This window comes from Flexivirga aerilata, from assembly GCF_013002715.1.
In the GTDB taxonomy this organism is placed as follows: Bacteria; Actinomycetota; Actinomycetes; order Actinomycetales; family Dermatophilaceae; genus Flexivirga; species Flexivirga aerilata.
In genome coordinates, this window is sequence record NZ_JABENB010000002.1 from 401,101 (window position 1) to 425,725 (window position 24,625).

A 24,625-nucleotide genomic window follows, 5' to 3' on the forward strand; every position below is an offset into this window, starting at 1 on the left:
ACCGTGTGGCTGCGTTCACCCCGGGGCTCGGCGGGGGCAGCAGGATCGGGCGCATGCTCTCTCGACTCGCTGCGCCTCTTGCTGCCACCGCCCTGCTCGCCGCCGTGGCCGCCCCCGCCTCTGCCGCACCTGCCGCCTCGGGGCAGGACAAGCCCGGCAGCTACAGCTTCGCCGTCATCGGCGACGTGCCCTACGGTGCCGACCAGATCGCCGCGTTCCCGGGCTGGATCGACCAGATCAACGCGGCGAACCCGGCCTTCACCGTGCACGTCGGCGACATCAAGAACGGCTCGACGCGCTGCGACAACCCCTACTACGGGATGATCAAGGACGACTTCAACCGCTTCCGCAACCCGCTGATCTACACGCCGGGCGACAACGAGTGGACCGACTGCCACCGCGCCAACAACGGCGGCTACAACCCGCTGGAGCGCCTGAGCTACGACCGGTCGGTGTTCTTCGCCCAACCGGGCACGTCGCTCGGGCAGCGGCCGACCAAGGTCGACGCGGACACCGCGAACGGCTTCCCGGAGAACGTCACCTTGCGCCGGCAGGGTGTCGACCTGGCGGTGGTGCACGTCGTCGGCAGCAACGACGACCTGAAGCCCTGGACCGGCATCGGCAACACCACCGCGACCCCGGCGCAGGTGGCCGAGGAGAACGCGCGGATGGCCAGCTCGATCAGCACGGTCGAGTCGGCCTTCGCGTCGGCCAAGCAGAAGCAGGACCGTGCGGTCGCGATCTTCCTGCAGGCCGACATGTTCGACCCGACGTACGCGCCGGCCTGGGACGACATCTCGGCCTTCAAGCCGTTGGTGCAGACGCTGATCGACCAGTCGCGGGCGTTCGACGGCAAGGTCTACCTGATCAACGGCGACAGCCACATCTTCAACGCCGACAAGCCGCTCGCCACCGGATCTCCGTGGCTGACGACGTATGGCGTCACCGGCTCCGCGGACAACCTGGAGCGCCGCACCGTCGACGGGTCCAGCAACAACAAGGACTGGCTCAAGGTCACCGTCAATCGGCCGGGTGCCGCCGAGCCACTGTCCTTCGAGCGGGTGCCGTACACGTCCTGATGGGGTGAGGGGTCTCGATACGCCGAGCGTCGGCTCGCAGGCTCGCCGACGCTCGGCTACTCGACCAGCATGAGGGGAGCGGCGGCTGGCATCTCACACCCCGGCCCCACGGTCGCCGCAACGGGTGAGACGCTTGCCACATGGCACAGACTCAGCAGGCAGTGGAGCAGGTGAAGAAGCAGCTGTTCATCGGTGGTGAATGGCGTGACGCCGAGGGCGGCAAGACGTTCGAGGTGGACAACCCGGCGACCGGCGCCGAGCTGACCCGTGTCGCCGACGCATCGGTCGCCGACGGCGAGGCGGCCCTCACCGCCGCCGCCGACGCGCAGGCCGACTGGGCCGCGACCGCGCCCCGCGACCGCAGCGAATTGCTGCGCGCGGCATACGAATTGATCGTCGAACGCACCGACGTGCTCGCCGAGCTGATGACGCTCGAGATGGGCAAGCCGCTGGCCGAGTCGCGCGGCGAGGTGACCTACGGGTCGGAGTTCTTCCGCTGGTTCGCCGAGGAGGCCGTGCGCATCTCCGGCCGCTGGTCGGTCGCCCCCAACGGACAGACCCGGCTGATGACGATGAAGCAGCCGGTCGGCCCGACCCTGATGATCACGCCGTGGAACTTCCCGCTCGCGATGGGCACCCGCAAGATCGGTCCGGCGATCGCCGCCGGCTGCACGATGGTCGTCAAGCCCGCTGCCGAGACGCCGCTCACGATGCTTTATCTGGCGCAGCTGCTCGAGGAGGTCGGGCTGCCCAAGGGTGTGCTCAACGTCGTCACCACGACCGACAGCGGCGGCGTCATGGAGCCGCTCATCCGCGACCCGCGCTCGCGCAAGCTGACCTTCACCGGCTCGACCCCCGTCGGGCGCAAGCTCGTCGAGCAGTCGGCCGACCAATTGCTCCGAGCGTCAATGGAACTCGGCGGCAACGCGCCCTTCATCGTCTTTGGTGACGCCGACGTCGACAAGGCAGTCGAAGGCGCGATGCTGGCCAAGATGCGCAACATCGGCGAGGCCTGCACCGCCGCCAACCGGCTCTTCGTGCACGCCGACATCGCCGACGAGTTCGCGAAGAAGTTCGCCGCCAAGATGGACGCGCTGAGCGTCGGCGACGGCATGGGCGACGGCGTCGAGGTCGGCCCGCTGATCAACCAGAAGGCGGTCGACAAGGTGACCTCGCTGGTGCGGGACGCGACCGACCGCGGCGCGACCATCGTCACCGGCGGCGCCAAGGGCGACGGCCCCGGCTTCTTCTTCAACCCCACGGTCATCACCGGTGTGCCCGGCGACGCCGCGATGGCCAAGGAGGAGATCTTCGGACCGGTCGCCGGCATCCAGGTCTTCACCGACGAGGACGACGTCGTACGCCGGGCCAACGACACCGAATTCGGTTTGGTGGCCTACTTCTTCACCCGCGACGTTGCGCGCGTGATCCGCGTCAGCGAGGCCCTCGAATACGGAATGGTCGGCGTCAACCAGGGCATCGTCTCCAACCCGGCGGCGCCGTTCGGCGGCGTGAAGTCCAGCGGGTTCGGCCGGGAGGGCGGCTTCGAGGGGATCGAGGAATACCTCGAGACCAAGTACGTCGGACTGGCCCTCTAACTCCGGGCGACGCCGGACCGCTGTGGATAACTTCTGCGGCGGTATGGCGGGGGCTCCTACTGTCGAGCGAAACGCACGACAGGAGGAGTCGCCATGGCCTACTTCGCGGTCGATCCGCAGACCCTGGGCTCGGTCACGCCGACGCTGCGCGCGGCCTCGCTGGACGGCGTGGACGCCGCCGCAGCGGCGGCCGCCGGCGCCATCGCCGCCAGCGTCGGTGGGGGTGAATGCGCAGCAGCGGCAACCAGATTGGCCGGCTCACTGGGCAGCGTGCTCGGTGTGCTCGGCACCCAGCTCGGCAACTTCGCGGCCGCGACCGGCGTGTCCGCCTCGGCATACGGCCGGGTGGAGCGGCTGGCCGGTGGCGTGTTCGGCGGCGCGCGATGACCGCGCTCGACGGAGACCCCGTCGCGCTGCGTGCCACGGCCGACCGGTGCCTGGTCATCGCCGGTGAGTGCGACGCCGCCGACACCGCGCTGCTGGGCGCCCTGGCGACCGCGGGCGCCGGCTGGACCGGCACTGCCGCCGTCCAGTTCGCTGGCATCGGTGGCGACCACCGGCGACTGCTGCAGACCGCCCGCGAGTCCCTGCACACGCTGGCGGGTGAGGTCCGGGTCTTCGCCGACCTGCTCGACGAGGCCCAGCGGGAGCGGGACCGGTTGCAAGCCCGTGCCCGCGACGGCCGCGAGCAGCTGAGCGCGCTGCACGCCCGCGAGCGCCTCGCCGTGCAAGCCGGTGAGGAGGAGACCCGCGCCGCGGTCGGTCGGCTGATCGAGGACGCGCGCAGCACCCTCGTCGGCATCGACGCCCGCATCGTCGAGCTCGACCACCGGATGCTGCTCGCCCGCCACCGGTTCGCCCGGCAACTGGACGAGCTCCTGCCGGCGGGCATGCTCGGCGACATCGAACGCCTGGTTTCGACCGGCCAGCTTGCGATCATGCTCGGCGGCGCGGTCGGCAAGGTGTTCAATGCCGGGAAGCTGCTGGTCGGCACCGCGCGTTACGGCACGGGTGCCTTCGGCCGGGACCTGGAAGCGCTGGAGAAGCCACTCGCCAACCTGCTGCGCGGACCGAGCGGGACCGCGCGGCTCTGGTCGGACCGGCTCGGCGTCAGCCGGCGCCTCCCGGGCGGCATCACCCGGGCACTGAGTGCCGACACGGTCGCCCGATCTCCTGCACTACGAAGGCTGCTCCTCGAATACGAAGCCGCCGCGCCCGGCATCAAGGACCTGGTCATGGGCCGTGGTCACGACGGGCCGCGGGATGCCGCGGACCGGGCCATGGGGCTCATCGAGGTCGGCGGCGTGCTGATGCTGCGCGGGCCCGGCTGGTCCAAGGTGGTCGGTGCGGTCGCGATCGGCAGCTGGGCGGCGTGGCGCATCGGCGGCGCGATGGTCGACCACAAGGTGACGCTCAAGGACATCGGCGACCGGGCCCGCCTCGACGGATCGGCCGTTCTGGGGTCCGAGGCCGGCCAGCAGCAACTGGCCAAGGATCTGCGCCGCACCGAACCGGTCGTGCACGGCATCGCCCAGCAGGCCGACGACCTGTTCGCCGGCATGGTCACCAGCATCACGAAGGTGCCGCGGATCCCCGGCATCCCCAACCCGCTCTACGACCGGCTCCCCAAACTGAGCGACCACACCGACGACGTGTTCGACAAGATCACCGCCGACTCGCTCGGGGAGGCGTTCGGCAGGCAGGCGCCGCCGGTCGTCATCCCACCCCCGATCATCGCGCCGCTGCCACCGTCGCGGGCGGAGCTGCCTTGGCACCAGCCGCTCTCGGCCCTGCGCGCGCCGCTGCAGCAGCCCCGTGGACCGGTCTTCGTGCGCACCGGTGCGCTGTCGTGAGCACCGCGAATCCAGCGAGTCCAGCCAGCCCGGCCAGCTCGACGAGCCCGACCAGTTCGGCCAGCTCGAGCAGCCCGGCTAGGCCGGCCAGCCCGGCCGGGACGGACCGGGTGCTGCCGCTGGTGCGGCTCACCGACGAGGAGTTGGTGCTGATGGGCGCCTCGCACCCCGCGGTGGCCGCGCCGTTCCTCGACGGCCTCGACCCCGCGGGCCGCCAGGTCGCCACGCAGGTGGCCTACCGGTCGCTCTGCGCGCACGGGCTCGAACCCACCGCCGACGGCACCGCGCTCGTCGTGCCGGAGGGGGTGGTGTCGATGATGCAGGTGCGCGCGGCAGCCCGCGCCGTGCTGTTCGTCAGCCGCACCACCCCGGACGGGCAGCTCGTGCGCTACCACCACGTCGGCGACCAGATCGTGGTGCTGGAGGACGTCGCGGGCGACGGCGTGCACGACTTCGCGCTGGTCGACCACGACGGCCTGTCCGCAGCCCTGCGTGAGTTCGTCGCGGCCGACGGTGCTGCCGACGGCGCCGGGCCGCCCGTCGTGATCACCGCAGACGCGCTGGCAGCAGGGGAGATCGACGAAGCGCCGTGGGGCGAGGTCGTCGCACAGCTCGACGTGACCGTATGGCGCCCGCACACTTGCGACGACGACGGCCCGCCGGTGTTACTGGGTTTTCTGCTCGGCCGGCGCGGCAGCTGGTGCAGCAGGAACGTCGCCGGCGACAAGGCGCCGATCGAGCTGCATCCGGTCCGGCCGGCCGAGGTCGCGGGCGCCATCGAGGCTTTAATGAGGGCGTGACCGACACCGCGCCGCAGCCCGAGCCCACCACCGCACCCGGGGAGCGCACCGTCGCGATCCTCGGCTCCACCGGATCCATCGGCACCCAGGCGATCGACATCGTGCGGCGCAACCCCGACCGCTTCCGGGTGGTCGCGCTCAGCGCGGGCGGTAGCCGCCTCGATCTGCTCGCCGAGCAGGCGGCGCAGCTGCAGGTGCCGCTCGTCGGGGTGGCCACCGATGATGTCGGGAGTGTCCGCGCGGCGATTGCGAATGCGGCTGCTGCGCAAGGGCTTTCGTCATACACGCCGGAGGTGGTGGGCGGTGCCGACGCCTCCGAGCAGGTCGCGTCCTGCGGCGCGGACGTCGTGCTCAACGGCATCACCGGCTCCATCGGGCTGCGACCGACGCTCGCCGCGCTCGCCGCTGGCTCGACGCTCGCGCTGGCCAACAAGGAGTCGCTGATCGTCGGCGGCCCGATCGTGAAGCGTGCCGCGGCGCCCGGTCAGATCGTGCCGGTCGACAGCGAGCACTCGGCGATCGCGCAGTCGCTGCGGGCCGGCTCCGAGCGCGAGGTGCGCAAGCTGGTGATCACCGCGAGTGGCGGGCCGTTCCGCGGGATGCCGGCGGACGAGATCAAGCAGGTCACCCCGGCGCAGGCGCTGGCGCACCCCAACTTCGCGATGGGCAAGGTCATCACCACCAACTCCGCGACCCTGGTCAACAAGGGCCTGGAGGTGATCGAGGCGCATCTGCTCTTCGACGTGCCGTTCGACCGCATCGAGGTGGTGGTGCACCCGCAGCAGTTCATCCACTCGATGGTGGAGTTCGTCGACGGGGCGGTCGTCGCGCAGATCGGGCTGCCGACGATGCTGGTGCCGATCGCGCTCGGGCTCGGCTGGCCGGACCGGGTGCCCGACGCCGAGACACCGATCGACTGGACGAAGGCGTCCGACTGGCGCTTCGAGCCGCTCGACGACGACGCGTTTCCCGCCGTACGCCTCGCCCGGCAGGTGGGCGAGGCCGGGTCGACCTTCCCAGCGGTCTACAACGCCGCCAACGAGGAATGCGTGGAGGCCTTCCACGCCGGGCTCATCGGTTTCCCCGACATCGTCGGCACCGTGCAGCGGGTGGTCGAGGAACACCAGGCGCCCGGCGGCGAGCTCACCGTCGAACAGGTGCTGGCCGCCGAGGACTGGGCGCGGGCGAGGGCACAGGAGATTCTGCGGCAACGCTGAGCGGGCACCGCGCCGTCGGCGTCGGCACGACCCGGCCGGCCGTGCGACGATTGCACACGTGCTGTACCTCCTCGGCGTGATCTTCCTGCTGCTCGGCGTGGGCGTGTCCATCGCCCTGCACGAGATCGGTCACCTGCTGCCCGCCAAGAAGTTCGGCGTCAAGGTGACCCAGTACATGGTCGGCTTCGGCCCGACGATCTGGTCCCGGCGCAAGGGCGAGACCGAGTATGGCGTCAAGGCCATCCCGCTCGGCGGCTACATCCGGATGATCGGCATGTTCCCGCCGGCCCGCGGTCAGGACGACGGTATGGCGCGGGTCTCCTCGACCGGCCGGTTCAGCCAGATGGCCGACCAGATGCGCGAGGCGGCATACGAGCCGATCCCCGCCAAGGATCGTGACCGGGTCTTCTACAAGCTGGCGACCTGGAAGAAGGTCGTCATCATGTTCGGCGGCCCGTTCATGAACCTGGTCATCGCGCTGGTGCTGCTGATCGTGATCGCGAGCGGCATCGGCCTGCCGGTGCAGAAGTCGGCATCGATCGCCAAAGTCCAGCAGTGTCAGGCGCTTTCGGACGGCACCGTCCCGCAGACGTGCTCGGCGGCCGACCGCACCCCGGCCGCTGCGGCCGGCCTCAAGGAGGGCGACCGGGTGCTGTCCGCGGGCGGCGAGGCGGTGACGACGACCAGTGACCTCACCGACGTGATCCGGTCGCACGCCGGACAGGCGGTGCCGATCGTCGTGCAGCGCGGCGACCAGCGCCTCACGCTCACCGTGACCCCGCAGCAGCGGCTGATGCCGAAGCTCGACAAGAGCGGCACCGAGGTCGTCAACTGGAAGGGCCAGGTCGAGACCGAGCAGGTCGGCGTGATGAGCGCCTCGATCGGTGGCACCTACCGCACCGAGCGCCAGTCGATCCCGGCCGCGCTCGGCACCTTCGGTGACGCGCTGCAGCGCACCGCCTCGGTCTTTGTGAAGATCCCGCAGAAGATGGTCGGCGTCGGCTACGCCGCGTTCGGCGACGGCACCCGCGACAAGAACGGCCCGCAGTCGGTGGTGGGCGTCGGCCGCACCGCCGGCGACGTGGCGTCGGCGCCGGCCAGTTTCGGCGACAAGCTGACCTTCCTGCTGATGATCATCGCCTCGCTCAACCTGGCGCTGTTCGTCTTCAACCTGGTGCCGCTCCTGCCGCTCGACGGCGGTCACATCGCGGGCGCGCTCTGGGAGGCGGTCAAGCGCCGCATTGCCCGCGCCCGCGGCATCGAGGGTCCCGTCTACGTCGACGTCGCCAAGGCCCTGCCCATCGCGTATGCCGTGTCGATCGTGCTGCTCGTGATGTTCGGGTTGCTGGCCTATGCCGACATCGTCAACCCGATCAAGCTCGGCTGAGCCGAACAGAAAATCGTTGGCGTCCGGACGGCCGGGTCCGCGAGGCTCGGGCTATGACGAGCAGCGACCTCTGGGATGCCGACACCGCGGCCCGCTACGACGCGGAGTCACCCGAGATGTTTGCCCCGGAGGTGCTCGACCCCACGGTCGCGTTTCTCGCCGACCTTGCCGGTGACGGCCGGGCGCTGGAGTTTGCGATCGGCACCGGCCGGGTCGCAATCCCGTTGGCGGACAAGGGCGTCGACGTCGTCGGCATCGAGCTGTCCGCGCCGATGGTCGAGCAGCTGCACGCCAAACGACCCGAGCTGCCGGTGACGGTCGGCGACATGGCGACGACGGTCGTGCCGGGGGAGTTCAGCCTCGTCTACCTGGTCTTCAACACCATCGGCAACCTCCGCACGCAGGCCGAACAGGTCGAGTGCTTCCGCAACGCGGCTCGCCATCTCGCGCCCGGCGGCCGGTTCGTGATCGAGCTGGGACTGCCCTCCATACGCCGTATGCCGCCCGGCCAGGTCGCGGCACCGTTCGACCTCAGCCCCGAGCACGTGGGCTTCGACACCTACGACCTGTCCACTCAGGCCGGGATCTCACACCACTACACGCGGGAGGCGGACGGCAGCTTCCGCTACGGGATCCACAACTTCCGCTACATCTGGCCGGCCGAGTGCGACCTGATGGCGCAACTGGCCGGGCTGGAGTTCGAGAGCCGGGCCGCGGACTGGGCGGGCGCACCCTTCACCGGCGACAGCGAGAGCCACGTCTCGGTATGGCGCAAGCCGGAGTCATACTGAAGGGGTGACTGTTTCCCTCGGTATGCCGAGCGCGCCCGCGCCGGTGCTCGCACCCCGCCGCAAGACCCGCAAGATCAAGGTCGGCAAGGTCGACGTCGGAGGTGACGCTCCGATCTCGGTGCAGTCGATGTGCACCACGCCGACGACCGACATCAACGCCACGCTGCAGCAGATCGCGGAGCTGACCGCGTCGGGCTGCGACATCGTGCGGGTCGCCTGCCCCAGCCAGGACGACGCCGACGCGCTGCCGGCGATCGCGCGGAAGGCGCAGATCCCGGTGATCGCCGACATCCACTTCCAGCCCAAGTACGTCTTCGCCGCCATCGACGCCGGCTGCGCGGGCGTGCGGGTCAACCCGGGCAACATCCGCAAGTTCGACGACCAGGTCAAGCAGATCGCGCAGGCGGCCAAGGACGCCGGCGTGTCGATCCGGATCGGCGTCAACGCCGGCTCGCTCGACAAGCGGCTGCTCGACAAGTACGGCAAGCCGACCGCCGAGGCGCTGGTCGAGTCGGCGGTGTGGGAGGCGAGCCTCTTCGAGGAACACGACTTCCACGACTTCAAGATCTCGGTCAAGCACAACGACCCCGTCGTGATGGTGCAGGCCTACGAGATGCTCGCCGAGCGCGGCGACTGGCCGCTGCACCTCGGGGTGACCGAGGCCGGCCCGGCGTTCCAGGGCACGATCAAGTCGGCGACCGCGTTCGGCGCGCTGCTGTCGAAGGGGATCGGCGACACCATCCGGGTCTCGCTGTCGGCGCCTCCGGTCGAGGAGGTGAAGGTCGGCAACCAGATCCTGCAGAGCCTCAACCTCAAGCCGCGCAAGCTGGAGATCGTCTCCTGCCCGTCCTGCGGCCGCGCCCAGGTCGACGTCTACACGCTCGCCGACCAGGTCACCGCCGGGCTGGAGGGTATGACGGTGCCGCTGCGCGTGGCCGTCATGGGTTGCGTCGTCAACGGCCCGGGCGAGGCCCGCGAGGCCGACCTCGGCGTCGCGTCCGGCAACGGCAAGGGCCAGATCTTCGTCAAGGGCGAGGTCATCAAGACCGTGCCGGAGGCACAGATCGTGGAGACCCTCATCGAGGAGGCGATGCGGATCGCCGAGGAGATGGGCGAGCCGATCGACGAGGAGTCCGCGGGCAGCCCGAGCGTCACCGTCGGCTGACCCCGAGGCGGCCAGTTAGTCTGCCTCGGTGACGACCACGCCCGCTGCCGAGGAGCAACCGGGCAGGTTCGTCGCCTTCGTCGAGCGCCGCTCGGAGCTGGGCCTGATCGTCGGCTGGCTCGCGCTGCTCGTGAGCTTCGCGCCCAGCCTGCTGCCGCGCCCGTGGTATGTGCAGGCGGCCGCGTCCGCGCTCTCGGTGGTCACCGGCTATGCCGTCGGCGCGCTCCTCGGATCGATCGTCCGGGACGTCGCGGGCTGGCTCGGTGTGCGGGTCTTCGTGGTCGACCACCGGCACCGGGTGCGGCTGAACGTCGTGCTCTACACACTCGCCGCACTGATCACCGTCGTGGTGTGGGGAGCCGGTTATCAGGGCCGCCGGCACAGTGCGTCGCTGGTCGGGCTGCCGGCCCCGTCGCTCGGCACCGACGCGCTCTCGCTCCTCGCGGCGGTCGGCGTGACCGGTGTGCTGATGGCGCTGATCTGGACGGTACGCAGCGCTTTTCGGGTGTCGCGGCATGTGCTGCGCTTTGCGTTGCCGAAGCCGGTCGCCGGACTCCTCGCCGTCTGCCTGGTGGCGCTCGCCGGCACCTGGCTGTCGACCAGCGTGATCGCCGCGCAGGGTCTGGAAATGCTGTCCGCATCCGCGTCGAAGGTGAACAAGCAGTCGCCGGAAGATGTTTCGGCGCCCACCTCACCGCTCGTCTCGGGCGGTCCCGGCGCCACGCAGCCGTGGGCCGACCTCGGTCGCGAGGGACAGATCTACACCGCGCACACGCCGACGCCGGCCCAGTTGCAGGCACTCACCGGCAAGCCCGCCCAGCAGCCGATCCGGCTCTATGCCGCGCCGCCCGACGGGCACGTCGAGGCCGACCAGCTCGCCGACACCATCGTGCGCGAGATCGAGCGCACCGGAGCACTCCGCCGCAGCTATCTCAACCTGGTCGGCACGACCGGCAGCGGCTGGGTCGACGAATACAACGTGCGCTCGCTGGAGGCGCTGACCGGCGGTGACGTCGCGACCGCGGCCGTGCAGTATTCGTTCCTGCCGAGCGTCGCGCAGTTCCTCACCAACCGCTCGCTGCCCGCGCAGGTGGGCCGCACGCTCGTGCGTCGCGTCATACGGCTGGTGGAGGCGCAGCCCGCCGACCGACGGCCCAAGCTGCTGCTGTCCGGGGAGTCGCTCGGCGCGCTAAGCACGGAGGCGGCGTTCGGCAACGCCGGCGAGTTGCTGAAATCGCCGGTGGCCGGCGCGCTGTGGACCGGCACCCCCAACTCCACGCCGCTCTGGCGCTCGATCACCGCGTCCCGGCAGAAGGGCAGCCCGCAGATCGCGCCGGTCATCGACAACGGCCGCACCATCCGCTTCGCCGGCAACCCCGGCCAGATCGACGCCGACGCCTACGGGCGCCCGCTCGGGCCGTGGGGCGACCGGCGCTTCCTCTTCATGCAGCATCCGTCGGACCCGATCGTGTGGTGGGACTGGTCGCTGATCTACGACCGGCCGTCGTGGAGCCGGGAGCCGTCCGGTTTCGACGTCGACGGCGACCTCAGCTGGTATCCACTCGTCACCTTCTGGCTGACCACGGTCGACCTGATCTCGGCCAATTCCGCGCCGGGCGGTCACGGGCACCGCTACCGCGCCGAGCAGGTCGACGGCTGGGCCGGGGTGCTCGACGTGCCGGTCGGGCCGGGGGAGAAGGATCGGATCGTCGCGTCCGTCGAGGCGCTCGACAAGGACTGAGTCAGGCATGCCGCCGGATCGTCCGCGCCAGGGCGAGGCCGCCGGCCACCTTCGCCGCATTGAGTATGACGGGGGCCGCGCTCGACGGGCCCGACGTCAGGTCGTTCGGCACCAGCTCGAGCACCAGACCGTAGACGCCCCACGCGACCCAGGCACCGGACCCGGCGAACAGCACCAGCAGCGCCGACCAGCGCGGGAGCGCCGTCATACCGCGGGAGAGGGCGAGGAGGGCGAGGACGGCCAGTGCTCCGAGGCCCGCGTCGGTGAGCCATGGGACGCCGTCGCGCAGGTCACCGCGGGTGAGGCCGTAGCCGGCCAGCGCCAGCGCCACGAGCACGGCCACGCTGGTCGTGAAGGCTGGAACTGGTTGTGGCGCAACAGATTTCAATGGGCGTGACCAATCTCGCCCCCACCGGTCGCGGGCGTAGAGCGCGAACGCCGGCAGCAGGCAGAGCCCGATGCCGCAGAAGCCGGTGTAGACGACGGCATACACCCAGCCGGCGATCGCATCCGGCCCCGCGCTCGCGCTCGTGGTGGGTTGCAGCAGGGTCGCCGGCACGATGAGCAGCAGGATCTGGCCGAGCAGTCCGTAGCCGATCCACATCGGCGGCACGACGAGCAGGCTGCGGGGACGGGCGTTGCGGTAGAAGACGGTCGCGAGCCCGAGGACCGCGAGGTCGAGCCCGAGCGTGGCACCGTTGAGGGCGTGCATCACCGCGCTGCGGCCGAAGTCCGGGTCCTGGATGCCGATGCGCGAGCCGGACAGCCAGACCACCTTGAGCATGAAGTAGGGCAGGGCGAGCAACGCCGCACCGATGGCGAGGATGCGCTGCGCGCGACCGGCGGAGCGGGTCGGCCCGGACGACATGCGGCCGCGCGCGCTGTGCAGTGTGGTCATGACGTCACCTCCTCGGGTGCCGCGACCTGCCGCGCCGCCCAGGTGCGCCCGATCGACCGCAGCAGCGGCCGCCCACGATGTTCTGCGATCGGAAGTCGCATGCTGTCCTCCACCTCGTTTGTCGGTGGTCCCACGCTCGCTGCTCGGCGCGGGTCGGCGCGCCACCCCTGCCGGGGATCCGGTTCCCCCGCGCGGGGGATCTTTGCTCGTGTTCCGCCCGGCAGGATGGGGCCATGACCCGAGCGAGTAGAGGTGCGGCGCTGCTCGTGCTGGGTGCTGCCGGGGCGGCGCTGGTGGGCTGGCTCTGCTGGGCGTTCGCCTACACGATCGGGCGGACGTCGGGCGGCGACCGGGCGATGGTCGTCGCGCTGGCCGGGCTCGCGCTCGCGATCGCGGCGGTCGTGCTGCTCAGCCCGCCGGTGCGCGACGCCGAGGTGGCGCTCGCCCGGCCGCTGCTCGGGGTGCAGCTCCCGCCGGTGCGCGACCGGCGGTCCTGGGACAGCCGGTGGCACGGCGCGGCCTGGGCGCTGTGGGTCGCGCTGGTCGGTGCGGTCGCCGCGGTCGTGCTGCTCAGCCTGGTGCCGCTCGGGGTCGGGCTGATCGTCGGTGGCGTGCAGGGCGACGGCGTATGGCGGGTGCCGCTCGGGCTGGTGCTGGTGCCGGCGGCGTTCGCGGTGCAGACCGTCTTCGGGCTGTTGCTGGTGCGGACGGCGCCGCGCTTCCTGGGACCGACCGCGGCCGACCGACTGGCGTACGCGGCGGACCGGGAGGCAGAGCTGGCGCAGGCCAACGCGCTCGCCCGCGAACTGCACGACAGTGTCGGGCATGCGCTGACCGCGGTCGACGTGCAGGCTCAGGCGGCCCTGCTGCACCGGCCCGCGGGCCCGGTCGGCGACGCGCTGGAACGCATCCGGGCCACCACCGAGCGCGCCCTCGGCGAGTTGGACCAGCTGCTCGGAGACCTGCGGGGGAGCGCGGACGAATCCGCGAAAAGCGTTGTCACCGAAGAGGATCTGCGCCGTCTGGTGGCGGCTGTGCCCGGTCCGGTCGAGCTGACGGTGCGCGGCGACTTCGCGGCGCTCCCCGCGCGGGTGCGGCGCACGGCATACCGGGTGGTGCAGGAGGGGCTGACCAACGCAGCCAAGCACGGCACCGGCCCAGCGCAGGTGCGCGTCGAGGCCGGCGACGGTGCGGGGATCACCGTGACCAACGCGATCGGTGAGCCGTCGCCCGGTGGCGGCCGCGGGCTGCCCGGGCTGCGGGAACGGCTGCGGCTGGTGGGTGGCAGTCTGCAGGCCGGCGACCAGGAGGGGCAATGGGTGCTGACCGCCGTGATCCCGCAGTGAACTCCGACGTGCAGCCCGACGTGCAGCCCGACGCCGCAGTGCGGGTGCTGGTCGTCGACGACGACGCGATGGTGCGCGACGGTTTTGCCGCGATCATCGGCAGCCAGGACGACCTCATCGTCGTCGGCACCGCCGCCGACGGGGTCGACGCGATCGCAGCCGCGCGGGAGCTGCGCCCGGATGTCGTCGTGATGGACGTGCGGATGCCGGCACTGGACGGCATCGAGGCCACTCGCCGCCTCCTCGGGCTGCCCGCGCCACCGCGGGTGCTGGTGGTGACCACGTTCGAGCACGACTCCTACGTGTATGACGCGCTGCTCGCGGGCGCGTCCGGCTTCCTGCTGAAACGCGCGGGCGCCGAGCAACTGCTGCTCGCGGTCCGCACGCTGGCCCGCACCGACGCGGTGCTCTTCCCGGCCGCGATCCGCGACCTCGTGGCCGCTCGCCGCACGCGCCGGGCGCTGCCGCAACTCACCGCGCGCGAGCAGGAGGTGCTGCGGCTGCTCGCCACCGGCCTCTCCAACGCCGAGATCGCCGCCGAGCTGGTCGTCGGCGCCGAGACGGTGAAGTCGCACGTCACCGCGCTGCTGGCCAAGCTCGGGGTGCGGGATCGCACCCAGGCGGTGATCGCCGCCTACGAGTCGGGCTTCGTGGGCTGAGCCGGGCTTGGGGTGGCCGTCGTCACCCGGTCGCCGTGCGGCCGGCCTGGAAGCGGCGCAGCCAGTCCCAGCCGGTGCCGTCGAACGCCCCGCTGCGGTCGCGCACCGCCCGAAAAACCTGCCGGGTGTCCTGCTCGGCCCGTGCAACGACATCGTCCGGGTAGCCGAATTGCCTTCGGTGCTCGGCGAATTCGTCCTCGTCGTCGACGAACGTGAAGCCGTCGACCCGCTGGATGACGTCCAGGTCGAGATCGATCATCGTGACCCGCCAGCCGCTCTCGTCATACGACCAGGTCGGGGTGGTGGTGATGTCGACGTAGACCGCGATGCGCTGCGCCTCGGCCTGGTCGTTGAAGGCCGGCGTCCAGCCCGCGTCGGGGAAAAGCGAGATCGAGTCGCAGTTGATGTCGAAGGCAGCTCCCGGCCGCTCGAAGTGCGTCCCGGCCGGGACCGCGACCCAGACGCCGTGCTCGTCGACCCCGGCGACGACGCCGTCGCTCTGCCAGTGCGGTGAACCGTCCCACTTGCGGTAGTCGACGTGCACCGGGGTACCGGGCTCGCTCGGCCGGTCAGTGCGCGTCCGGTCGGTGCTCGTCCGGTCGGTGGGCCGGTCAGGTGGTCGGGGCATGGTCGGAGGTTACCGATCTGGTCCGACATTCAATCGTTCGCCCGTTTTCCGCGCGCAGCGGGCTCGCACGGTGCAGGGTAGAGGTGTGTTACGCACTCTCAGCGCCGCGCGGACCCTCGGTCCGGGCGACTACAACGCGGCGCTCGACCTGTGCGCGACCGACCCCCTGGCCAACGTCTTCGTCGCGGCCCGTCTGATCGAGGGCGGACCGACGTTCACCGGGTCGCTGCTCGGGGTCGAGGCGTCGCGGCAGTTGCGTTCGCTGTGCTGGATCTCCGCCAACGTCGTGCCGGTTGCCGCCGACGGTGAGGCGCTCGACGCGTATGCCGCGCGGTTGCGCCGCAAACGCCGCCGCTGCTCGTCGATCTTCGGTGACTCCGAGCAGGTGCTCGGCCTGTGGTCGCGGCTGGAGCGGCACTGGGGCGGCGCGCGGTCGGTGCGCCCGGATCAGCCGATGATGGCGGTGTCGACCGCGCCGCTGCTCTCCGGTCGGCCGATCGACTCGCGGGTGCGCCCGGCGCGGGTGGACGAGGTCGACATCGTGCTGCCGGCGTCGGCGCGGATGTTCACCGAGGAGATCGGCTATGCGCCATACCTCGGCTCCGACCGCGACTACCGGCGGATGGTCGCCGCGTTGATCCGGGCCGGCCACACGTTCGTGATCGTCGAGGACGGCCGGGTCATCTTCAAGGCCGACATCGGCTCGCTCGCGTCTGGGGTCGCGCAGATCCAGGGCGTGTGGGTGGCGCCCGACCGCCGTGGGCAGGGCGTCGCCGTACCCGCGATGAATGCGGTCGTGCAGCAGGTCATCGACACCATCGCGCCGACGGTGACGCTCTACGTCAACGCCTACAACGAACCGGCCCTGCGCACCTACCATGCGGCTGGGTTCCGGCAGGTCAGTCGGTTCGCGACCGTCATCCTCTAGGATCGCCGAGCGTCGCTCCCGGAGCGCCACGTCGGTGAGCGCCATTCCGCTGAGCGTCACGCCGGGGCGCGGCTCTGGGCAGACCGCCCGACATCCGGGCCGAGGCCTGGGTGGCTCGCCGCTGCCTGGCAGAGTGGGCGGCATGACTCAGCCATTGCGTCCGACCGCCAAGGTGCTGGTCGCTGCCTTCGCCGGATCCGGGATCATTCACCTGGTGCGCCCGCAGGTCTTCGAGCCGATCGTGCCGCCGCAGTTGCCGCGTGCGCGTGAGCTCGTCTATGCCTCCGGTGTCGCCGAACTGGCTTGTGCGGCAGGGCTTTTGCTGCCCCGCACCCGGCAGATTGCCGGGAAGGCATCGGCCGGGCTCCTGGTGGGGGTGTTGCCGGCGAACCTGCAGATGACCCTCGACGCCGGGCGCGCCGTCGCCGCCAAGGGTGCGGCCGTGCCCAGGGTCGGCTTCTTCGCCGGCACGGTTGCCCGGTTGCCGTTGCAGTGGCCGCTGATCCGGGCCGCCTGGACGGCCGGTCGCTGAGTCGGGTCTCCGGGTCGTCGGGACGGTCACCGCTGCGTAGCCGTCGGCATCGACGGGCCGAGTCGCAAGGACATCCACGCAAAGGCTCGCTGTCCAGCACCGGGTAGCCGTTCATGCTGCGGCGTGGGCGTGGCCGGGCATGCGGCCGGGGGTGAGATCCCAGGTGACGCCGTCGGGACGGACGTGTGCCATGAACCCGTGTCGGTGGACTTCCTGATGATGTCGGCAGCACAGGATGGCCGAGTTGGTGAGGCTGGTTTCGCCGCCGGCCCACCAGGGTCTGACGTGATGGACTTCGCAGAAACCCGGTGGCCGATCACAGCCGGGGAAGGTGCACCCGCCATCGCGTATGACGACAGCCGCGCGTAAACCCTTGGTGACCAGGCGTTCTCGCCGGCCCACATCCATCGGTTGGCTGGGTCCGCCGAGGACCGCGGGGATCAGGTCCGCGTCACAGGCGGCGCGGCGGGCGGCTCCGGCATCGAGCACGTCACCGCCCGGGGTGGTCGCCCCGCCGAGCCCGTCGGTCAACGCCGACAGTTCCATGGTCAGCAGGATCGTCGCCGCCGACCCGACCGGCGCGACCTCACCGGCGGCAACTTTCGCGCCTGCAGCGATCAGCTCCATCAACGCATCCGCGCGGCGCTTGCCCGGAGTTCGGTCGTCCCGCACGGTTTCGCTGGTGCTGGTGCTGGTGCTGGTGCTGGTGCCTTTGCCGCGCGGCTCGCCGGCCTCGCCCGTGCCGTGTTCGTTGTGTGATCCGGTGGGCCCGGAACCGCCGGTGTCGGCGGTGTCGGCGGTGGCGGGTCGTGGTGCGGACCCGGCCGTGATCGCGGCCTTCAAGATCGCAGCATTCGCGGGTGCCAACTCCGCGACCAACCGGGTCATCCCGGTAGCGGTCTTGCCCCAGGTGAGGGTTTCAACGTGTTCGAGTTTCGCGTCCTGCGCGGAGAGGGCTTCGGTGGCGTAGGTCGCGAGGATCTTCCGCGTCAAGGCCTGCACCCCACGTGCACCCAACGCCGGGTCGAGTTGGAGGAACCAGGCCAGCACTTCACCGCGGTCGGCGGTCGGGATGACCGGCGCCACCTTGTCTGCATTGATCAACGCCGCCCGCGCGGTCGACACCGTGCACGAACCTCGTGCGACCGCGGCGGCGATGACTGCGTTCTTGCGCTCCCGGCACGCCTCGGCGACTACCGCGATCGTCTTCGCCTCGACCGGTTCGATCGGCACCCCGGATGCTTCGGCGTGACGGCATACCCACTGGGTGGTGTTCGCCGCTATCGAGCTCGCGACCGTGCCCCGATCCACCGCATCAGCAGTCACCACCGCAGCAACCTGCGCCGAACGCCCATGCAACCGCAACAACACCTGCGTCAACGACTCCACCTGGGCGTCCCCGAGTTGATGGATCAGGGCGGGCATCTCGTCAACGACCGCTACGAGCGTCTCCAACTCCTGCAGCGCGACTGGCCCGCGACCCGGCTCAACCGGCCCCCGCACATCACCCTCCGGCGCGCCGGGGCGCTCGGGCAGCGGCACAGCAGAATCGAGAGACATGGACCGAATCTCCTTCCGCCGCAGTGGTTTTCGTCGTGTGATCATCATACCGCGAAGCACCGACAATGGACATATGTTCGAGGAGAAGATTCCGTCTGATCACTCCCTAACTGTGCAGCAATCGCCAGTCGGTGGACCGACTGCTCACTGTTCACCCGACCCCGTCAGCGTGAGCACGGCCGGGGGCCGTGGGCATCGCAGCCACGGGAACGCTCGACGGAGCCACTACTCCCGCTGCCACCACTCGGGAACATCGGCGCCGTATCGCGTTGGTGCGGTGGGATATTCGAGCGGCACGTCACCGGCGAAAACGGGCGGCCGCACCCCCTCCAGCAGGCCGTATGACGAATCAGCCTGCTCCAGCCACAGCGGGCAGTCGGGGCCGTCGAACGCATCCGCGTCCACCGTCCCTCCGACGGCGGGCGCCTGCAGCAACCAGTCGGCGGTGCGCGCGAGCGCCAGACGTGCGGAGGCACCACCCTCCTGCGGGCGCCGGCTGAGCAGTCGCATCGCGCTGGTCGCCATCAGGTAGCCGGTGGCGTGGTCGAGTGCCTGCACGGGAAGGGCGCCGGGAGTGCCATCCGCTGCGGCATACCGGCTGGCGATCCCGGTGACCGCCTGCACGATGCTGTCGAAGCCGCGCTGCGTCGCCCACGGCCCGGTGTCACCCCATGCGGACAGCTCCACCACGACCAGGTGCGGGTGACCGGCGAGCAGCGAATCCCGGTCAAGGCCGAAGCGTTTCAGCGCTCCCGGCCGGTAGGACGACAGCACGATGTCCGCCGACCCGGCCAGCTCGCGGGCGGTCGCCAACTGGTCGTCGGAGCCGAAGTCGAGCACCGTGCTCCGTTTGGCGAAACCGGTGTCCAGATGCTGCCCGAGCAGCTCGGGCATCGCCGGGGGGTCGACGCGCAGCACGTCGGCACCGAGCGCGCCGAGGAAGCGGGCGGCGGTCGGGCCGGCGATCACCCGCGTCAGGTCGAGTACGCGAATCCCGCTGAGCGGCAACGAGACCGATGGCTCAAGCGGTCGGACTGCGCCGGTCGGAGTGCCGACGGTGACCAGTCCGGTGCCGGCGATCGCGGCGGCATGGTGCGGATGCTCACGCCAGGCATCCGGACTGCGCACCGCGCCCGCGATGCCACCGGCCGCGCGCACGGCTGCCTCGACCTCGAGGGCTGCGCGCGAGCGCACGGCCGCTGCGACGCCCGCACGATCGCCCGCCTGATCGCCCGCGCGCCCGTTCGCGTCGAGCACCCGCCGCAGCACCTCGGCATGATGCGGGTAGTTGCCGTGCAGCCGCACCCAGCCGTCGGCCGCAGCGAAGAAGCCGGACAACTCGGCCCATTCGGCGACCGGCGAGCCGTCGACCCGCAGCCGGCCGATGGACCCGAAGGACGCGCCCACCAGGCCACTCGCCACCCAGCCGCTCCAGGGGCAATCGCGAGCAATCGCAACGGTGTTCGCCGCCGACACGGCGGCCCGCACGCTCCCGACCGCCAGCCCCTCGACGTCGAGCGGGCCGTCCCACCACCGGCGCGGTCCGCGCACCTGTGCGGTCGTCGGCCAGGGCAGCGGCAAGGTCGGCCAGGTCACGTCGTGGGGTAGAGCTGTGCGGCGTATCGCTGCTCGGCGTAGTGCGCCTCGACCTCGGCCGGGTCGTCGCCCTTGCGCCACAGCTCCTTGGCGACGTCGGCGTAGAGGCGCACCGCCTCCGGCGCCCAGGTGTCCGGCTTCCACACTCCGGCGCGCATGAACGCCTTCGGGCAGTGGTAGAAGACCTCCTCCACGTGCACGATCGTTGCCAGCGTCGGCCGGTGACCCTTGACGACGAGGTCGTCGAAGAACGGGCCGTCGGTGACCAACTGGGCAATTCCGTTGACCCGCAACGTGTCTCCGCGACCGGGGATCACAAAGTTGAGCCCGATGTGCGGGTTGGCCAGGATGTTGTGGAAGCCGTCCATGCGCTTGTTGCCGGCGCGCTCGGGGATGACGATCGTGTGGTCGTCGAGCACCAGCGCCAGGCCGTTGGGGTCGCCCTTCGGCGACACGTCGCACCGGCCGTCGGGGGTCGCCGTGCCGACGAAGACCAGCGGTGATGCGGCCAGCCACTCCTTGTCGAGCGGGTGCAGCACGTCGCGCACCTTGTCGCGGACCGCCGGCTCGGGCGTGCCGAGGAGCTCCAGCTGCGCGACGTCGGTGATCGTCGGCAGGCCGGCGTAGGGGTTGCGGCTCTCGTCATACACCGGTCTAGCTCCACTCCACTCGCATGTTGTCCCGCCAGAAGCCGATCACGTCCAGCCCGTCCTGGCCGATCTGGCGGCCACGGTTCCAGAGCCCGAGGTAGAGCTCGGCGGCGGTGCCGGTCCAGGTCGAGTCCGCCCGGTCGGGCAGCCCGAGGTCGCAGGTCGTGCCGTCGGGGGAGAGGCGCAAGGTCCAGCTCTGCTCGACGTCGTCCGGCTGCACTGCGACGCTGATCGGGCGACTGGTGAGCATCGACTCCTTGCGGCGCGTGGCGAACCCGCGGAGCAGCTCGTCGATGCCGTCCGCCGCGATCCGCGGGTCGAGCTCGGCGTCCGCGGCCGACGGCACCTGCCCGAGCCGGGCCGCCAGGGCGTCGAACGCGTGCACCGTCGTCTCGTGACACTGCCGCCGCGCCCAGGCCAGGCGGGACTCGGGGGCGTCGTTGAGGAAGAAGAACACGTCGAGGTCGGCCGGGGCGTCGCGCAGGGCGCGCTCCAGGGCGTCCGACCCGGCGAGCAGCCAGCCACCAGGGTCGGTCTGCTGCATCCCCTCCTCCTCCAGCCCCGCGCTGTATGACGGGGCCTTCGCCGCCTCGTCGCCACGGATGACGGCGGTCGCCCACCGGTGCACCATCCCGGTGTGCGCGATGAGCTGGAGGGCCGACCACTGCGGGCAGGTCGGCACCATCGACTCCTCGGGCAGCTCCGCGGTGTCCTCGCGTAGGCGGGCCGCCGCCGTCGCGAGGCCGTCCAGGTAGTCGTCGAGCGCTAGCGAAGCAGGCATGGACCGACCGTATCGCTGACCCTGGTGCCGATGTCCTACTCGTGAGTAGCCTGGGTCACATGCCCGAGTTCCAGGACCCGTTCGCCCGCACCCCTGGCAACCAGGTGCCGCCACTCGCCGGCCACAACACGGTGACCGGTGATGCCGCGCTGCTCGACGCGATCCGTGCGCAGACTGGCGGCGACGCCGACACCGTGATCGCCTCGCTGACCGAGGTCGGCGCGGTGGCCGGCTCCGCCGAGGCGCGCGAGCACGGGATGCTGGCCAACGAGCATGAGCCGGTCTTCCGCGCCGTCGACCGCTATGGCAACCGGGTCGACGAGGTCGACTACCACCCGAGCTGGCACTGGCTGATGGACAAGAGCATCCGTTTCGGCCTCGCCGGCACCGCCTGGGCCGACGACGGGCCGAGTCCGCACGTGCGGCGCGCTGCCGGGTCGGTCGCCTGGAGCGCGGTCGAACCCGGCCATGGGTGCCCCGGCTCGATGACCTACGCGGCCGTGCCCGCACTGCGCGCGGACGCTGCCCTCGCGGCGGAGTTCACCCCCGGATTAACCTCTCGCACTTATGATTTCGGCCTTCGCCCGACTGCCGAGAAGGCCGGTCTGCTCGCCGGGATGAGCATGACCGAGAAGCAGGGCGGCTCCGACGTGCGCAGCAACACCACGGTCGCCGCACCCCAGCCCGACGGCAGCTACCGGCTCACCGGGCACAAGTGGTTCACCTCGGCGCCGATGAACGACATCTTCCTCACCCTCGCCCAGGCGCCCGGCGGCCTGACCTGTTTCGTGCTCCCGCGGGTGCTGCCCGACGGCAGCCGCAACACGCTGCGCATCGTGCGGCTGAAGGACAAGCTCGGCAACCGCGCCAACGCCTCCAGCGAGCTGGAGTATGACGGGGCCCACGGCATACGGCTCGGGGACGAGGGTGCGGGCGTGCGGACGATCATCGAGATGGTCGCCTCGACCCGCCTGGACTGCGTGCTCGGGTCCGCGTCGCTGATGCGGCGCAGTGTCGCGGAGGCGACCTGGCACGCGGCGCACCGCAGCGCGTTTGGCGGGCTGCTGGCCGACAAGCCGGCGATGCGCAACGTGCTCGCCGACCTCGCGGTGGAGTCGGAGGCGGCCACGCACCTCGGGCTGCGGCTGGCCCGCGCGGTGGACCAGGCGGACGACCCGGCGGAGCGGGCGTTCCGGCGCATCGGTCTGCCGGTCGCGAAGTTCTGGGTGTGCAAGCGCACGTCGTTCCACGTCGCCGAGGCGCTGGAGACGCTCGGTGGCAACGGTTACGTCGAGGAGTCCGGCATGCCGATGCTCTTTCGCGAGTCGCCGCTCAACTCGATCTGGGAGGGCAGCGGCAACGTCAATGCACTCGACGTGCTGCGGGTGCTGCAGCGCACTCCCGAGGGCGTGGACGTATGGCGCGACGAGGTCGACGCCGCAGACACCCCCGAGCTGCGGGACGGCGTCGACGAGGTGCTGAAAACCATTGCCAACATTACCGATCCGGAGAGCGCGCAGTATGTCGCGCGCTGGCTCGCGGCGCGCATGGCGGTGCTGCTGCAGGCGAGCCTGCTCGTGCGGAACGCGCCGGCCGCGGTGGCCGACGCGTTCCTGGTGTCGCGGGTGCTCGGGCAGGGCGCCGGGGTCTTCGGCACCCTGCCCGCGGGTGTCGACACCGCCGCGATCGTGCGGCGGGCGACCCCCGTCATACCGTGATCAGCTCTGCTTGCCCTTGCCCTTGCCCTTGGACGGGGGCGTCACGGACTGCACCGAGCCGTCGGCGTTGAGCAGCACGGTGTCGGCCTTCGGGCTGCCGCTGAGCAGCGACCCGAACGATGCCGCGCGGGCGTCGAAGGAGCCGTTGCCGAGTTGCGGCAGCTTCCAGTTCTGCTCGATGAAGGTCAGCACCGACGCCTGCTCCAGCGGCGCGTGACCGATCGAGTTGGGCTTGGCGTAGGGCGAGATCACGAGGAACGGCATGCGCGGGCCGGGGCCGCACCGGTCGTCCTGCGGGCCGGACGCGGTGACCGGCTCCTTGACCGCGGTGCACATCGGCTCGTTGAGCGAGGCGTCCTGAGCGCCGGTGAGCACCTTCGAGCTCCGGTGGTCATACCAGCCGTCGGAGTCGTCATACGTCACGACGATCGCGGTGCTGCTCCACTCCGGTGACTGCTGGATCTTGTTGATCTCGTCGACCAGGAAGTGCTGCTCGTCGATCGGGTCGGAGTAGCCCGCGTGACCGTCCTGGTATTCGCCGGCCTTGAGGAAGGACACCGCCGGCATGGTGCCCGCGGCGAGCGCCTTGTCGAAGTCGGTCAGGTCGTACTCGTGGTTGGCCTGCCCGTTGTGGCCGATCTCGGCGGTCGACTTCGGCGGCAGGTGGTGCGGGTTCGAGGTCGACTTGTAGTACTCGAACGGGTTGTGGTGCGGGCTGTAGTCGACCGACGAGGCGCCCGCGATGTTGGTGTGCGAGGTCTTGCACTGGGCGTAGGTGCCGTCCCCGGCGTACGCCGTGCTCGGCGCGAATCCGCCCTGGAACCAACCCCACGAGACGCCGGCGTCGTTCATCGTGTCGCCGATGTTCTTGCCGTCCATCACCGCGAGGTTGTTGGTGGAGGTGTGGTTCTTGCCCGAGCAGTCGTCGTATGCCGGGTCCGGGTCGTTGGTGACCGTGCCGACTCCCTTGGCGTTCGCCCCCGACAGGACGTAGCTGTCGGTGGCCGGCTTGCCGGTCTTCGGGTCGACCGCGTGCACGCCGTAGGTCTGTCCGGCGATCAGGTTGAGTGCGCCGGGGGTCGACGGACCGTAGGTGGAGCTGTACATGTTGTCGCTCATCGCGTAGTGCTGGGCGTAGTTCCAGAGGCCGGTGACAGTGTTGCCGTCGTAGTAGCCCATCGCCAGGCCCGGCGCGCCGTACTGCCCGGTGCAGGTGTCGACGCTGGTGTTCTCGACGTACTTGTCGTTCTTACCGTCGTTCACCGCCTTCTGCTCGGGGCGGTAGGAGTGGTTCTGGTCGCAGGTGACGGCCTGCTTCGACGAGAGCCGGAAAGGGTTGTAAAGATTGGGATTTGACCGGATCAGCCCCGCGTTCTGCACGGTGTTGGCCTTGGGCGTATGAGACGCCGCGGTGAACTTCGTGCCGTCGGTATTGGCGGCGTTCGGGTAGGTGCCGAAGTAGTGGTCGAAGGAGATGTTCTCGTCGAACAGCACGACCACGTGCTTGATCGGACCCTTGGCGGATGCGGCCTTCACCGGTGTGGCGTCGGCGCCTCCGCTCAGCGCGACGGTGGCACCGGACGCTGCGACGGTGGCACCGGACGCTGCGACGGCGACTCCGGCGCATGCCGCGAACACTGCTGCACGCTTCTTACGCATGTTCTCTCCCATGGTGTGGGTGTGACTGGGATTGGGTGT

At 70.7% G+C, this 24,625-nt stretch carries 22 protein-coding genes; 15 read left to right on the forward strand and 7 right to left on the reverse strand.

Translation table 11 applies throughout. From position 1 onward, the window contains the following. Positions 1–53 precede the first annotated feature (53 nt). From HJ588_RS13750 to HJ588_RS13790, 10 genes are all read left to right on the forward strand, one after another. Positions 54–1,079, forward strand: coding sequence for a hypothetical protein (locus HJ588_RS13750; protein ID WP_171156498.1), 1,026 nt, complete (start codon positions 54–56; stop codon positions 1,077–1,079). A 140-nt stretch (positions 1,080–1,219) separates the two neighbouring features. Continuing rightward, the gene (locus HJ588_RS13755) at positions 1,220–2,677 is read left to right on the forward strand and encodes an NAD-dependent succinate-semialdehyde dehydrogenase (protein ID WP_171156500.1); all 1,458 of its coding nucleotides are present in this window, start codon (positions 1,220–1,222) and stop codon (positions 2,675–2,677) included. Positions 2,678–2,770: 93 nt separating this feature from the next. After that, entirely contained in the window at positions 2,771–3,064 is a 294-nt protein-coding gene (locus HJ588_RS13760) for a hypothetical protein (protein WP_171156502.1), read from the forward strand. Further along, positions 3,061–4,530, forward strand: coding sequence for a hypothetical protein (locus HJ588_RS13765; protein ID WP_171156504.1), 1,470 nt, complete (start codon positions 3,061–3,063; stop codon positions 4,528–4,530). The genes HJ588_RS13760 and HJ588_RS13765 overlap by 4 nt, the downstream gene beginning before the upstream one ends. Next, entirely contained in the window at positions 4,527–5,330 is an 804-nt protein-coding gene (locus HJ588_RS19525; RefSeq protein WP_246242445.1) for a hypothetical protein, read from the forward strand. The genes HJ588_RS13765 and HJ588_RS19525 overlap by 4 nt, the downstream gene beginning before the upstream one ends. Further along, positions 5,327–6,547, forward strand: a complete 1,221-nt coding sequence (dxr, locus tag HJ588_RS13770) for a 1-deoxy-D-xylulose-5-phosphate reductoisomerase (RefSeq protein WP_343036727.1) — start codon at positions 5,327–5,329, stop codon at positions 6,545–6,547. Before HJ588_RS19525 ends, dxr begins: the two co-directional genes overlap by 4 nt. Before the next feature lie 58 nt (positions 6,548–6,605). Next, positions 6,606–7,934, forward strand: coding sequence for a site-2 protease family protein (locus HJ588_RS13775; protein WP_171156508.1), 1,329 nt, complete (start codon positions 6,606–6,608; stop codon positions 7,932–7,934). A 53-nt stretch (positions 7,935–7,987) separates the two neighbouring features. Then, positions 7,988–8,725 carry a class I SAM-dependent DNA methyltransferase gene (locus HJ588_RS13780; protein WP_171156511.1) on the forward strand — a complete coding sequence of 246 codons (738 nt, stop codon included), beginning with the start codon at positions 7,988–7,990 and terminating at the stop codon, positions 8,723–8,725. Positions 8,726–8,729: 4 nt separating this feature from the next. Further along, positions 8,730–9,890 (forward strand): flavodoxin-dependent (E)-4-hydroxy-3-methylbut-2-enyl-diphosphate synthase, encoded by a 1,161-nt coding sequence (ispG, locus tag HJ588_RS13785; RefSeq protein WP_425483555.1) that lies wholly within the window; start codon positions 8,730–8,732, stop codon positions 9,888–9,890. Positions 9,891–9,918: 28 nt separating this feature from the next. Beyond that, positions 9,919–11,631 (forward strand): alpha/beta-hydrolase family protein, encoded by a 1,713-nt coding sequence (locus tag HJ588_RS13790; RefSeq protein WP_171156513.1) that lies wholly within the window; start codon positions 9,919–9,921, stop codon positions 11,629–11,631. Position 11,632: 1 nt separating this feature from the next. Here HJ588_RS13790 and HJ588_RS13795 read toward each other — a convergent pair whose 3' ends face one another. After that, the gene (locus HJ588_RS13795; RefSeq protein WP_171156515.1) at positions 11,633–12,529 is read right to left on the reverse strand and encodes a hypothetical protein; all 897 of its coding nucleotides are present in this window, start codon (positions 12,527–12,529) and stop codon (positions 11,633–11,635) included. 233 nt (positions 12,530–12,762) lie between these two features. On the opposite strand from HJ588_RS13795, the gene HJ588_RS13800 reads away from it, so the two are divergent. Further along, positions 12,763–13,875, forward strand: a complete 1,113-nt coding sequence (locus tag HJ588_RS13800) for a sensor histidine kinase (RefSeq protein WP_171156517.1) — start codon at positions 12,763–12,765, stop codon at positions 13,873–13,875. Beyond that, the gene (locus HJ588_RS13805; protein ID WP_171156520.1) at positions 13,845–14,534 is read left to right on the forward strand and encodes a response regulator; all 690 of its coding nucleotides are present in this window, start codon (positions 13,845–13,847) and stop codon (positions 14,532–14,534) included. Before HJ588_RS13800 ends, HJ588_RS13805 begins: the two co-directional genes overlap by 31 nt. A gap of 22 nt (positions 14,535–14,556) precedes the next feature. Here the strand turns inward: HJ588_RS13805 and HJ588_RS13810 are convergent, their stop codons facing one another. Continuing rightward, entirely contained in the window at positions 14,557–15,162 is a 606-nt protein-coding gene (locus HJ588_RS13810) for a DUF402 domain-containing protein (protein WP_171156522.1), read from the reverse strand. 85 nt (positions 15,163–15,247) lie between these two features. Between HJ588_RS13810 and HJ588_RS13815 the strand changes: the two genes are divergently transcribed. Together HJ588_RS13815 and HJ588_RS13820 are read left to right on the forward strand one after the other, a co-directional pair. Next, the gene (locus HJ588_RS13815) at positions 15,248–16,090 is read left to right on the forward strand and encodes a GNAT family N-acetyltransferase (protein WP_343036728.1); all 843 of its coding nucleotides are present in this window, start codon (positions 15,248–15,250) and stop codon (positions 16,088–16,090) included. Positions 16,091–16,232: 142 nt separating this feature from the next. Continuing rightward, positions 16,233–16,622 (forward strand): DoxX family protein, encoded by a 390-nt coding sequence (locus tag HJ588_RS13820; RefSeq protein WP_171156526.1) that lies wholly within the window; start codon positions 16,233–16,235, stop codon positions 16,620–16,622. Between the two features lie 111 nt (positions 16,623–16,733). Here the strand turns inward: HJ588_RS13820 and HJ588_RS13825 are convergent, their stop codons facing one another. The 4 genes from HJ588_RS13825 to HJ588_RS13840 all read right to left on the reverse strand — a co-directional run bounded on the left by HJ588_RS13825 (position 16,734) and on the right by HJ588_RS13840 (position 21,209). Further along, positions 16,734–18,182, reverse strand: a complete 1,449-nt coding sequence (locus HJ588_RS13825; protein ID WP_171156528.1) for an HNH endonuclease signature motif containing protein — start codon at positions 18,180–18,182, stop codon at positions 16,734–16,736. A 225-nt stretch (positions 18,183–18,407) separates the two neighbouring features. Next, positions 18,408–19,778: a CoA transferase gene (locus tag HJ588_RS13830; protein ID WP_343036729.1), complete on the reverse strand. Its 1,371-nt coding sequence runs from the start codon at positions 19,776–19,778 to the stop codon at positions 18,408–18,410. Beyond that, on the reverse strand, positions 19,775–20,428 hold the full coding sequence (locus tag HJ588_RS13835) for an MSMEG_1061 family FMN-dependent PPOX-type flavoprotein (protein ID WP_171156531.1): 654 nt from the start codon (positions 20,426–20,428) through the stop codon (positions 19,775–19,777). Before HJ588_RS13835 ends, HJ588_RS13830 begins: the two co-directional genes overlap by 4 nt. A 4-nt stretch (positions 20,429–20,432) precedes the next feature. After that, positions 20,433–21,209 carry a maleylpyruvate isomerase family mycothiol-dependent enzyme gene (locus tag HJ588_RS13840; RefSeq protein WP_171156533.1) on the reverse strand — a complete coding sequence of 259 codons (777 nt, stop codon included), beginning with the start codon at positions 21,207–21,209 and terminating at the stop codon, positions 20,433–20,435. Positions 21,210–21,268: 59 nt separating this feature from the next. Between HJ588_RS13840 and HJ588_RS13845 the strand changes: the two genes are divergently transcribed. Then, positions 21,269–22,927 (forward strand): acyl-CoA dehydrogenase family protein, encoded by a 1,659-nt coding sequence (locus tag HJ588_RS13845; RefSeq protein WP_171156536.1) that lies wholly within the window; start codon positions 21,269–21,271, stop codon positions 22,925–22,927. Here HJ588_RS13845 and HJ588_RS13850 read toward each other — a convergent pair whose 3' ends face one another. Beyond that, positions 22,928–24,586 (reverse strand): phospholipase C, encoded by a 1,659-nt coding sequence (locus HJ588_RS13850; RefSeq protein WP_171156538.1) that lies wholly within the window; start codon positions 24,584–24,586, stop codon positions 22,928–22,930. Positions 24,587–24,625: the final 39 nt, after the last annotated feature.